The organism is Massilia sp. DJPM01 (assembly GCF_030348125.1).
In the GTDB taxonomy this organism is placed as follows: Bacteria; Pseudomonadota; Gammaproteobacteria; order Burkholderiales; family Burkholderiaceae_D; genus Telluria_A; species Telluria_A frigida.
In genome coordinates, this window is sequence record NZ_JAQOZV010000034.1 from 72,516 (window position 1) to 84,117 (window position 11,602).

10 protein-coding genes are annotated in these 11,602 nt (G+C 64.8%); 3 read left to right on the forward strand and 7 right to left on the reverse strand.

What is annotated here, in order from left to right:
• Positions 1–24: 24 nt before the first annotated feature.
• Positions 25–2,139 carry a S8 family serine peptidase gene (locus PO883_RS21005; protein WP_167088940.1) on the reverse strand — a complete coding sequence of 705 codons (2,115 nt, stop codon included), beginning with the start codon at positions 2,137–2,139 and terminating at the stop codon, positions 25–27.
• Positions 2,140–2,701: 562 nt separating this feature from the next.
• Between PO883_RS21005 and PO883_RS21010 the strand changes: the two genes are divergently transcribed.
• Entirely contained in the window at positions 2,702–3,085 is a 384-nt protein-coding gene (locus tag PO883_RS21010; protein WP_167088939.1) for a hypothetical protein, read from the forward strand.
• A gap of 19 nt (positions 3,086–3,104) precedes the next feature.
• On the opposite strand, the gene PO883_RS21015 is transcribed toward PO883_RS21010, so the two are convergent.
• The 4 genes from PO883_RS21015 to PO883_RS21030 are packed head-to-tail and all read right to left on the reverse strand — an operon-like array spanning position 3,105 to position 6,882.
• Positions 3,105–3,305, reverse strand: a complete 201-nt coding sequence (locus PO883_RS21015) for a TonB-dependent receptor (protein ID WP_289311474.1) — start codon at positions 3,303–3,305, stop codon at positions 3,105–3,107.
• On the reverse strand, positions 3,277–4,257 hold the full coding sequence (locus PO883_RS21020) for a TonB-dependent receptor domain-containing protein (protein WP_373890090.1): 981 nt from the start codon (positions 4,255–4,257) through the stop codon (positions 3,277–3,279). The genes PO883_RS21015 and PO883_RS21020 overlap by 29 nt, the downstream gene beginning before the upstream one ends.
• On the reverse strand, positions 4,254–5,468 hold the full coding sequence (locus PO883_RS21025; RefSeq protein WP_289311475.1) for a DUF4861 family protein: 1,215 nt from the start codon (positions 5,466–5,468) through the stop codon (positions 4,254–4,256). Before PO883_RS21025 ends, PO883_RS21020 begins: the two co-directional genes overlap by 4 nt.
• A gap of 7 nt (positions 5,469–5,475) precedes the next feature.
• The gene (locus PO883_RS21030; protein WP_289311476.1) at positions 5,476–6,882 is read right to left on the reverse strand and encodes a glycoside hydrolase family 88 protein; all 1,407 of its coding nucleotides are present in this window, start codon (positions 6,880–6,882) and stop codon (positions 5,476–5,478) included.
• A gap of 443 nt (positions 6,883–7,325) precedes the next feature.
• Here PO883_RS21030 and PO883_RS21035 point away from each other — a divergent pair, with 443 nt between their 5' ends.
• The gene (locus PO883_RS21035; RefSeq protein WP_289311477.1) at positions 7,326–8,237 is read left to right on the forward strand and encodes an alpha/beta hydrolase; all 912 of its coding nucleotides are present in this window, start codon (positions 7,326–7,328) and stop codon (positions 8,235–8,237) included.
• Positions 8,234–9,841 carry a glycoside hydrolase 43 family protein gene (locus PO883_RS21040; protein ID WP_289311478.1) on the forward strand — a complete coding sequence of 536 codons (1,608 nt, stop codon included), beginning with the start codon at positions 8,234–8,236 and terminating at the stop codon, positions 9,839–9,841. Before PO883_RS21035 ends, PO883_RS21040 begins: the two co-directional genes overlap by 4 nt.
• A gap of 3 nt (positions 9,842–9,844) precedes the next feature.
• On the opposite strand, the gene PO883_RS21045 is transcribed toward PO883_RS21040, so the two are convergent.
• Together PO883_RS21045 and PO883_RS21050 are read right to left on the reverse strand one after the other, a co-directional pair.
• Complete coding sequence (locus PO883_RS21045; protein WP_289311479.1) at positions 9,845–10,051, reverse strand: hypothetical protein; 207 nt, start codon at positions 10,049–10,051, stop codon at positions 9,845–9,847.
• An 87-nt stretch (positions 10,052–10,138) separates the two neighbouring features.
• Positions 10,139–11,602: pectinesterase family protein (locus tag PO883_RS21050; protein WP_289311480.1), on the reverse strand; the 1,464-nt coding region annotated here is incomplete at its 5' end.

Genomic DNA, 11,602 nt, shown 5'->3' on the forward strand with positions numbered 1-11,602 from the left:
CCGGTTCAGGCGGCCTGGGGGACCTTAACGGGAAACGTTCATCTGGAACACTGCCACGACCGGTAGACGGCCCTGGTAGTTTTCATTCAAGCAGGTAATTTTCCACTCATAGCTGCCCGGATCGAGGCGAACATTACCCCAGTTAAACGAGGGCGCCATGCGCGCGACGTTGTACCAGCCGTATTGCCGATCCTGAAACTCTTGCCTGCGGCGCGCCCCCAGGCTGCAGTAGGTCGTATTGGTGCTGTTAAACGCCAGTGTAAATGCTTGCGCGGTTGGAATCGTACGCACTTCGCCGCTACGCAGGGCGGCGCCATCGACGATGAAGTTGGCGCTCGGGCTTGGCGGCATCGGGGCGATCTGCGCTGACGCGAGCGCGGTGCCGGTCATGCCGTTGGCACCCGTGCAGGTCGCTTCCCAGCGGTATAAGCCGGGATTGAGGCGGACCGGCCCACCCCAGTTGTAGCGCACCCCGACGCTCGGTGCGTGATACCACAGGCTGCCATTGACATATCCCTTGATGGCGCAGTTCTGGGCGCCGACCGAGTCGAAAGCGAGGGGAAAATTAGCGTCACTGTAGATCGGTGCTTGCGGCGACATGCCAGCCACCCCAGGCGCCGGACTGGACGGGAGGGTGCCGATCTTGAATTCGACGGTCGGGCGCACCGCGTAGCCTTGGCCGCTCAGACTGACGGTACGCACCGCCACCCCGCCACTCGTGGCGCCGCCGCTCACCAGACGCGCGCGCACCGCCGTTTCTACCTGGCTTGGCGTCACCAGGGCCGGATTGGTCCTGATCAGATAAGCCGCCATGCCGGCCACGTGCGGCGCCGCGAAGGAGGTGCCGTCGCCTTGGGCATAGGTCGCCGTGTTGCCGGTCATCCAGGTGGACTTGATGTTCTTGCCGGGCGCCCATGCATCAACGCAGGACCCGAAGTTCGATCCGGGCTCGGGCCCGAAAATGCTGGTGACGGAGGGCTTGGGGGCGTTCATCGCCATGCCGCCATTGAGCGGCTGCACCGGCTGGCCATTGTTGTCGATCGCGCCGATGACCATCGCGCCGTCGGCGGGCAGTTTGTCGTTAAAACTGTAGCTGCATGCATCCAGAAACTGGTTGCCGGCCGATTGGACGAAAAACGCACCGGGATAGCCTGTGGCCGGGTTCGGTGTGATCAGCGCACGGATACTCTCTTTAACGCCGATGATGGTGTCGATCATCGGGATATTCGTGGAGAAGTTGACGACGCCGATCCTGCGCCTGCCTTGAATCTGGCGCTTGACTTCTTCCATGGCCGCGATGATGTTGGCGGCGCTTTGACTTCCGGGGGAGCAGGTGCTGTCGCCGTAGGCCAACGAAACCAGGCTGACGCCGGCGTCGACGCCGGTGACGCCGAAGTTGTTATTGATGGCTGCGGCAACGCCTGCGACGAACGTTCCGTGCTTGTATTTGCCGGTGATGCATTCGTTGTTCGTCGCCCAGCGGTTGTGGACATTCAGGTCGGGATGAACGTCGATGCCGGTGTCGACGATATAGATGGCCACGCTGTCGTCCGCAGTGGCAGCCTTCCCGCCGCCGACTGCCTGTATGCCCCATGGCAAGGTTGCGCTGCCGACCGCTACGTCGTCCCAGACCCCGCCGGCACTGGTATCGACCTGGACGTTGGGGCTGACCGCCTTGATGCGGCTGTCGCGGCTCAGTTGCTGCACCTGTTGAGGCGTCAGAAATGCGGCGAAGCCCTGAATCGTCCGGCTATACAGATGGGTTGCCTTGATTTGGTGAACCTGTTCGGTCTCGCGCAGCAACTGGAGGACTTTCGGATCATGCGACGATTCAAAGCGGGGATCGGGCGCAGTCTGGTTCAGGTACGGTTGCGATGCGCCATCGGCGAAGGTCACGATATAGTGAATGTTACCGGCGGCATCCTTGAGCGGCTGCGCGGCCTTGGCGCCGTTGCGGTCCGCCTGTGCGCGGCTCATCGCTTGTTCCGGCATGTTCATCTTGGGGACGATGGCGCGCTGTTCCGGCGGAACGGTGACGATCTTGTTGTCAGCCGCCTGCGCAGCGCAAGTGGCTGCAAGCGAGGCGATAGCGCTGGTCATGACGAGGGTAAACAGGGTCTTGCCAAATTGTTTGCTCATTCGTTTCCTTGTGGTGTGTGGGACATGCGCGGGCCCGCACTCCCGGCATCTTGCGATGCAAGGGGTGCGGAAGAGTTAATTATAACACAACGATTTGCTAAATAGTCATTGTTTTGATATTGATAATTCAGCGTTGTGCAACTGCGCGTTGCGCCGGTCGAGGAGGGCTTGCGTGCCGCGGGAACGAGGGCAATGGCCGCATCATGCGCGCGCGGAGATGGTGCGACAGGAGGGCGCGGCCGGGGGGGGCTTCGTCATGGTCCTACCGGATGACGTGTCGGCCTGCCTGCCGTGGCCCATGCCGAAGCCGTTGATCCGGGTGCTCAGGCTGGCCGCCGAGATGCCCGCCGCCGGGCGAACAAGGTGTCGCCCTGGTTCACGCGGTGAGCTTGGTCGAAGTCGACGGCGGACTTCTCATGGGGGGCGCCGGCCCTTCGGCGGAGCACCGCATTTGACCCCGGTTTGCCAGGCTTGACCTGGTTTTGCAGCGCGCTTGGCGCATGGTTTTTTAGGTCGGCGAGGCAATGCCAATATACTGTCCGGCATGGAAAACAATCACCTCGTGTTGCGTGAAATAATCGATCTGTTCGTTGAACCGTCGCGCAAGGCGCGCTTTGTCTATTTATGGGAAAAACCGAAACGCCGCGCCCAGCTGCTCGACGAACTGCTGCATGATGCTGGCTACTTGCGGTACGACCGCAGGCAGGAACTCGATCCGCCCTTGTCCGATCCCGACCAGTTGCTGGCGCTGATGCGCAAGAAGGGCGCCGGCAAGACTTGCCACGCCTTCGGCTGCTCGGAATTCGATGGACTGGAAACCGACTTGCGCGCAGCGCTGGCCGAGGTGGCCGGGCGCATGTGCGAGGTGGTCCTGTATTCACGCCAGGCGCAAGTGGCGTTCGTGGAAGAGCATGACGGGTATCAGTTCATCCTGTCGGTGAAGTGACGCCCGCCGCCATGCCCGATCAGAACTTGTAACGCAGCCCGGCCAGCACTTCGCGTCCGGTCACGTTGTTGACCACCACGCTGTTGCGCGCGCGGCTGGCGAACTGGTCGTTTTCCTCGTTGGTGAGGTTCACGCCTTCCAGGGTCAGCTCCAGCTTCTCGTTGACCTTGTACGATACCGACACATCGACTTTAGAAGGTCTTGTTCTTGCCTTCGACATCGTTGTTGTTCTGGCCCGGCACGCGCGTGACGAATCCCGACCGCTGCGAGGTCGAGACGCGTGCGCTGAACTTGCCGTCGTCGTAATACAGGGTGGCGTTCCACGATTTCGGCGACAGGTTGAGCAAGTCATCGGTGACGGTCTGGTTGCTGTTCGGCGAGACCACGTACTCCATCTTCGACTTGACGTAGGTGTAGTTCAGCAAGCTGCCGAAGTTGCGGCCCCAGCCCGGCAGGAAGGTGAACGGTTGCTGGTAGTTCAGCTCCAGCCCGCGCAGCTTGCCGCCTTCTGTATTGATCGGCGCGGTGAACTGGAAGACTTCATCGCCCGTCATGTTGGTCGGCAACAGCGACAGCGGCAAGCCCGTATCCTTGAACTTCACATCGTTGCGGATGCTCTGGATGTAGGTGGCGATGTTCTTCTGGAACAGACCCAGGCCGATGAAGGCGTTCTTGTCGAAGTACCACTCGAAGCTGGTGTCGAAGGCCTTGGCGCGGAACGGCTTGAGCATCGGATTGCCGCTGGTGATCGACAAGGTGCCGGTGGTGGCCACGCTGCCGCCCGGGGTCAGGTTGGCCAGCTGCGGGCGCGATATCACCTTGGCGGCTGCGGCGCGCACGATGACGTTCTTGGTGATGCTGGCGGCGATGTTGAACGACGGCAGCACGTCATGGTCGTCGTTGTCGACCGTGACGGCGGTGCCATTGCCGACGGCCTGGTAGCCGGTCGAACTCTGCTGCGTCTCGACATAGCGCACGCCCAGGTTGCCGCGCAGCGGAATGCCGCCCAGCTCGCTGGTGAACTCGCCCATCAGGAACAGGCCGTTGTCTTCTTCCGTCACCGAGCGGTTATTGCCGCGCGCATTGGCGTTGGTGATCGACGACAGGGTGAAGTCGCCAGGGCCGCCGGCCGGGCCGCTCTTGATGCAGTTGCAGTAGATTGTGGTTTTTATGGGGTTGCGGCCACGTTTACGGTGACCGGATTACCCGCGCGCGCCGCCGCCGCGACCAGGTAGCGTTCCCAGTCCTGACCCGTGAGGATCTCGCCGGAACGGCTCCACGCCGCGCCCGCGTAGTAGCGCAAGGGCTTGCCCGAGGCGGCCGGCGCCACCACCAGATGGTTAAGCGGGTCTTCGGTAAAGCCGCTGGCCGACGGCAGGATAACGGCGCTGCCCATGGCGCCATTGCTGGCCTGGCCGACCCATTGCATCAGAATCCCGGGTGCCTTGTTGCTGACGGCAATTTGCGGGGTCTGGCCCTTGTCGGTCGGGGTCTTGTTCAGGCCCACCGCGATGTCGATGCCCGGCTTGCCGGCGAAGGTGAAGGTGCTGTCGATGCGGTCCAGGTAGTGGCCGGCGTCGACCGTGAAACGCTTGACCTCGGACACGGCGCTGCCGCCCGCATCCCAGCTGTCATAGCTGAGCTCGAAAACGGCGCGCACCGGGCCGTTGGCCAGCACTTTCCAGCCGGTGAAGTTCTTGCTGGTGAACAGTACGGTGCCATCCCACACCCCGGTCCCGCCGGCGCCGCGCGTCTTGCCGACGTTGTACATGTCCATGCCTTCGCCTTCATCCTTGTGATAATGGTCGTGGCCCTTGTTGTACCAGCGCTCCACGATGGGATACGGCACCCGCTTGAACCACAGGTCGAGCCCGCTGGTGACCAGCACTTCCTTGCCGCTGCCGGCCGGGGCCGGCGCGCCCAGGGCCGGGCCGTAGGTGCGGTGCGCCAGCTTGTCGTTTTCCCATGCGAAGTCGTCCAGTCGCTCCGGCACGAAGCGGGCCAAGGCTTTCACCGGAAACGGCGGCGCCACCGTGTCGATTTTTTCGACGGTGAAGATGGCGCGCTTTTCGCCGGCTGCAAAGCTGTGCTGGAAAATCAGTTCGCCGTAAGCGATGCCGGTGTTTTTCGGGTCCTTGGCCAGCGGCGCGACATTGGTCACCTGGTAAGGCAGGACGCGGCCGGCCGCATCCTTGACGGCGATGCGCTGGATCAGCGCGCCGGGCAGGGCGCGGTTGATCTCGCTCCACGGCAGGACGATGGTTTCCGACGGCCGTTCGATGTCGAGCTCATGGCTGACCGTGATGGTGGCCGCGGGGCCGGCCTGGACCAGCGGGGAAGCCGCCGCGGCGGCCAGGGTAAGGATGGCGAATGATGGGGACATGGCGCTCTCAGTGATGTTCGCGATAGTTGGTCTGGCCGGCACCCTTGGGCATGTAGTGATAGGTGCGCACCTTGTACTGGACGTCGACGTTCGGATTATTGATCAGCTTGATCATCTCGGCGCCGGCCAGCAGGGTCGGGCCGTAGCCGTGCAGGGCGAACGGGCTGGTCGGACGATTGTAGTAATACACCTGGTCGCTGGCGAAGGTGGTGCCCACGCACGTGCCTTCGACCTGGCCCTTGTCGTTGATGCGGGTCGACAAGCCGGCCCAGCCGGCCTGGGCGATGGAGCCGTAGGTTGTCGGGCTGATCCAGCCCTGGTTGATGGCATGCGCGAACACGTAGACCAACATCGCGCTGGCCGAGGTTTCGAGGTAGGAATCGTTACGGTCGAGCATCTGGTGCCACAGGCCGCTGCCGGACTGGCGCTCGCCGATGCTTTTCAAGGTCGTGCGCAACTGCGCCAGCACCTGCGGATAGCCGGGATGGTCTTTCGGCAGCACGTCGAGCAGGTCGGACATGCTCATCACCGCCCAGCCGTTGGCACGCGCCCAGAAAAAGTTCGGCGCGTCGGGGTGGTTGGCGTTCCAGCCGTGGGTGTACAGGTTGTGCTGCTTGTTGAACAGGTAGCCGGTCATTTGCATGACGTTCTTGACGGCGTCGTCGAAGTGGGCGCGCTTGCCGGTCATGCGGCCCAGCTCGGCCAGGGCCGGGACCGACATGTACAGGTCGTCGGCCCACAGCGAGACCGCTTGCGGGCGCTCGCGCGCCATGGTGCCGTCCGCCAGGCGGAACTGCTTGTTGACCACCCAGTCGCCGCAGGTGGCGATGATGTTCGACAGGTCCGGGCCAATCTTCAGGGCGCGCGCGCGCATCATGGCGGCGCACATGGAGCCGGCGTCGTCGAGCGCGCGCGGGTCGAGGAAGCGCGAAAAGCTGTTGGCGCGTTCGAGCTTGAATTGATTTTCCTGGGCGCGGAAGTAGGGCAGTTTGTCGGCGAAGAAGTTGAAGTGGCGCGCGGTCAGGTCGGTGAAGCGCTTGTCGCCGGTCGCTTCCCGGGCCTTGACCATGCCGGCGTGGACCACGCCCATTTCGTAGACCATGATGCCCATGTCCGAATGGCTCGCTTCGGTGATGGCGTTGGCGTTCGGCTTTTGGAAGTCAAGGATGGGCGCGCCGGTTTTCTTGTCGACCACGCGGGTCGGGGTGGCCGTTTCCATGAAGCCGCGGATGCGGTGCAGGGCGGCGGTGATTTCGGCCACGGCGGGCTTTTTATATGGGACCGGATAGCTGCCTTCGCCCGGATCGCTCAGGTTCTTGTTGTCCGGATTGCGGTACGGGCCTTCGGCGTGGGCCGGGCTGCCCATGGCGGCCACCGCGGCGATGGCGGCAAACAGTTTAAGTGCTGTATTCACATTGTCCCCTGTTATCAGTGATGATTTTTTAAGCGATATTTGGTCAGGCCATTCTAGTTTGGTCAGGCCAAATACGTAAGGCGGACTAGCCACTTCCGCCGCCCCATGGCATACTTTATCGACACGTGGATGAACTGGGAAGGTCGGCGATGGGGAATGCTGCTAGATGCTTGGTAGGTGTATTTACCGGGGTGCTGCTGGTGGGGTGCGCTGATATGGTAACGAATTGCGCGTCAATGCCGGTGCCTGAAGCCGTCAATGCCGACGATTCCTTCCTCTACGCTCAAGACCGTCATTCCCGCGCCAAGGCAGCACTCGGCGGGAATCCAAGGCCTCGTCGCCCCGCATGCATGCCTTGGATTCTCGCCTGCGCGGGAATGACGGATAGGACGATGGTGGCCGGGGAGCTTAGCGCTGTACTGGCCGCCGTACCCTGCAACGCCGTGACCACTTACGCCAAGCTGGTACGGAGCTATCCCTTCATTCAGATCGCCGACACCCGCGTCAACGCCGAGATCGTCACCATCAGCGGCATGGGCTATGTGCGCCGTGGCGCACACCTGCTGCAACTGGACCTGGTCCTGCCCGCACAATCGACGCGCGACAAAGGAGCGGTGCCCGCCGTGGTGCTGGTCCACGGCGGCGGCTGGCGTTCCGGCGAGCGCGCCAACATGGCGCCGCTGGCGGCACGCCTGGCCGCGCGCGGCATCGCCGCCGCCGTGATCGACTACCGCCTGGCCGACGAGGCGCGCTACCCGGCCGCCATCCACGACGTCAAGGCCGCCCTGCGCTGGCTGCGCGCCAACAGCGCGGCCCACGGCATCGGCCCGCAGCGCATCGCGGTGGCCGGCGGCTCGGCCGGCGGGCAGATCGCCAGCCTGGTGGGCGTGACCAATGGCGCGGACAAGTTCGATCCCGATGGCGCCGCCAGCGCCGTGTCGAGCGCCGCGCAGGCGGTCATCAATATCGACGGCCTGTCCGACTTCACCTCGCCCGCCGCGCGCGCGAACGAAGACGACCCGAAGAAAAAAACCTCGGCGGCCGGCTTCTGGTTTGGCGGCGGCTACGCCGACGCGGCCGCGCTGTGGCGCGAAGCCTCGCCCACCTTTTACGTCAACCGTGACACGCTGCCGATGCTGTTCATCGGCAGCGGCCAGGCGCGCTTTTCGGTTGGGCGCGACGAGATGGTCGAGAAGATGCACGCCGCCGGCGTCGCGACCAAGGTGGTGATGCTGCCCGACGCGCCGCACTCCTTCTGGCTGTTCGACCCGTGGATCACGCCCACGGCCGATGCCATGGCCGGCTTCCTGACGACCCAACTCCCTATTCCAACAACAACGAGACAACAACCATGACGACAACTCATCCCGCGCTGCGGGTCTTGCCACTGATCCTGCCGCTGGCGCTGGGCGCCTGCCAGAGCACGCCAAGCACGCCGCAACCGCCGTGGACGGCGGACCTGGGCAACGGCCAGTACCAGAACCCGATCCTGCACGCCGACTATTCCGACCCGGACGCGATCCGCGTCGGCGACACCTACTACATGACCTCGTCGAGCTTCAGCAACACGCCCGGCCTGCCGCTGCTGCAATCGAGCGACATGGTCAACTGGGAACTGGTCGGCCACGCGCTGCCCAGGCTGGTGCCGGAGAACGTGTTCGCCACGCCGCAGCCGGGCAAGGGCGTGTGGGCGCCATGCCTGCGTTTTCATGACGGTAAATTCTGGATTTTCTATCCCGATCCGGACTTCGGCATCTACGTCATCACCGCCACCAACTTCCAGGGACCGTGGAGCGCGCCGCACCTGCTGGCCGGCGGCAAGGGCCTGATCGATCCGACCCCGCTGTGGGACGACGACGGCAAGGCTTACCTGCTGCACGGCTGGGCCAAGAGCCGGGCCGGTTTCAACAACGTGCTGACCTTGCGCAGCATGGCCCCGGACGGGCGCAGCCTGCTCGATGGCGGCGGCCAGATCGTCATCGACGGCAACAAGCTGCCGAATTACAAGACGCTGGAAGGGCCCAAGCTCTACAAAAAGGATGGCTATTATTATGTGTTCGCGCCGGCCGGCGGGGTCGAGGAAGGCTGGCAGTCGGTGTTCCGCTCGCGCAGCATCACAGGGCCGTACGAAGACAAGATCGTCATGGCGCAGGGCAAGTCCAGCACCAACGGCCCGCACCAGGGCGCCTGGGTGACGGCGCAGGATGGCAGCGACTGGTTCTTCCACTTCCAGGACCGGCGCGCCTACGGCCGCCTGGTGCACCTGCAGCCGCTGCGCTGGAAGGATGGCTGGCCGCTGATTGGCGAGGAGGTCGATGCCAGCGGCGTGGGCCAGCCGTTCGCGCGCCACGCCAAGCCGCTGGCGTCAGGTCCGGTGCGGGTACCGCCCACGGGCGACGAGTTTTCCAGCGCGGCGCTGGGGCTGCAATGGCAGTGGAGCGCGAATGGCAAGCCGGCGTGGTATTCGCTGGCGGCCCGGCTTGGCCAGTTGCGCCTGCAAGCGCAGCCGGGCACCAATCTGCGCGAGATGGCATCGGTGCTGACGCAGAAGCTGCCGGCGCCGGCGTTCACGGTCGACACCCGCATCGAACTGTCGGCCACGCGGGAGGGCGAGCGTGCCGGGCTGGTGCTGCTGGGGATGAAGTATGCATGGCTGGGGCTGCGCCGCGCCGGCACCGGCTCGCAGCTGGTGCTGGGTGTGTGCGAAGGCAACGAACACGCGTGTACCGAGAACGATCAGCTGGTGGTGCCGATTGACGCCAGCACGGCTTACCTGCGCATGACGATGGCGGACGGCGTAGCATCGTTCTCATACAGCCTCGACAACAGCAAGTTCATCGGGGCCGGCCAGCCGTTCAAGGCCAGCATGGGACGCTGGGTTGGCGCGCAGATGGGCTTGTTCAACGCGGGCGGCACGCAGGGGCATGCCGATGTCGCATATTTCCGGGTCAGCCGCTGACGCTTAAAACGCCGGGTCGTTGGCCGCCATGCGCGAACGGCGCCAGCGCCAGACGTTGAAGGCGGTCAGCGCGGCCGGCATGGCGGTGACGACCAGCCAGGCGCTGGCATCCATGCCGCGCGTGATGACCACGCCGGCGCCGAGGGCGAAGGCGATCGCGCCGCGCAGCAGGATCCAGTTGAGCTGGGCTTTTGAATTAATTTTTTGCATGGGTCGATTTCTGGGCAATATGGGCGCCGCCGACGGGGGCGAAGGCGGTGCGGGTCAAACAGTGCGCTAGCGTATCACGAACGCCGCTCAGGGCGCCGCCTGGCCCGGTTCCGGGTTCCATCCACGGCCGCCGTCGAAGCCGGCAAACACCGCCGCGCGGCTGGACAGGCGCGCCGCTTCCTGTGCGCTCAGGAGGTAGCCGCCGGCGCGCCGCGACAGGTCGAGCGGCTTGCCGTCCAGCTTGGCGCTGCCGAACTCGCGCCAGCCGCTGTTTGCGCTCGCGCCGGCCGGGTTAGGCGCCGGCTCGCGCTGCACGCCCTTGCCGGCCCAGCCGGCTGGAGCGATGTGCTCGCCCATCTTGCAATTGATGTAGGCCACGTTATCCCAGGTGGCCGCCGTGCCCGGGCTGCGCGCCAGGTAAGTGGCGCCGGGCGGGACCTTGTTGGCCAGCGGGCCGGGACCGGGGCCGTGGGTCAACGCGCTGTTGAGGAATACGAAGCCGGGGTCCGGTGCGCTCACCGTACGCGCTTGCACCACGTAGCCGCCGCTGGACGGATTGGCGCTGTCGCCGACCGAGCGCAGTTCGCTTTCCTCGAACAGGGCTGCGCGGTTGGCGCCCCAGATGAAGTCGACGTTGCCTTCGATCAGGGTGCGGTAGAACCAGGAATAGCCTTTGACCTGGATCGTATCCTGCTCGCTGAAAAAACTGGCGTTGCGCGCAATCAGGCGGCCGCGATCGTTGTTGAAGTAGACGGTCTCCGCCTGCCCGGCGATCTTGTCGGAGCGCAGGGTGGTGTTCCTGAGGGTGAGCGTGTCGAGCGTGAGCAGGTCCGACGTTTCGGCCATCAGCAGCGCGCGTCCGCCTGTGAACGAGGGCGACTGCGGGCTTTGGCTTGCGCCCGAGCCGGGATTGTATCCATCGTTGTTACCGTTGTGGATGACGACGCCATCGCGGCTTTCGCCCTTGATGGTCAGCTTGTCCTTGCCGCGGATGAACAGCATCTCGTCGTAGCGGCCGTTCTTGACGGCGATCGTGACCGGCGTGGCTTGGCCGGCGTGCTGCATTGCGTGGTCGAGGGCGCCCTGCACGGTGCGGAAATCGGCTGGGCCGTCGTCGTCCACGCTGAGAACGGGGCCGGCAGGAGCGGCGGCGCGGGTGCGGAAGGTCCAGCCGGCGGCCTTGCCGATGCCGGTGAACGGAGCGCCGTTGATGCTGGCGCCGGCGAACACGCCCGGCTCGACAATCACGTAGTAGGCGCTGCCGTAGGCGAGGCGGTGGGCGTGCGGGCGGATGGTGGCGCTGTTGCCATCGATGCCGATCGGGGTGCGGCGGATGTAGCGCTGCTGGTCCTGGCCGGGGTAGCCGATGGCCGCGACTTCGTCGCCGGGGCGGATGATGTCGACCAGCTTGTCATCGGACTGGCGGTAGATGCGCACCGAGCCGGTGCTGCCGGGGCGGGGTGGCTGGTCGAAGCGCAGGTGCAGCAGGGTGTCGGGCGGGACCGCGTCGGCGCGCGCGGGGGGCGAGAGGGCGCCGGCCAGGTCGATCCT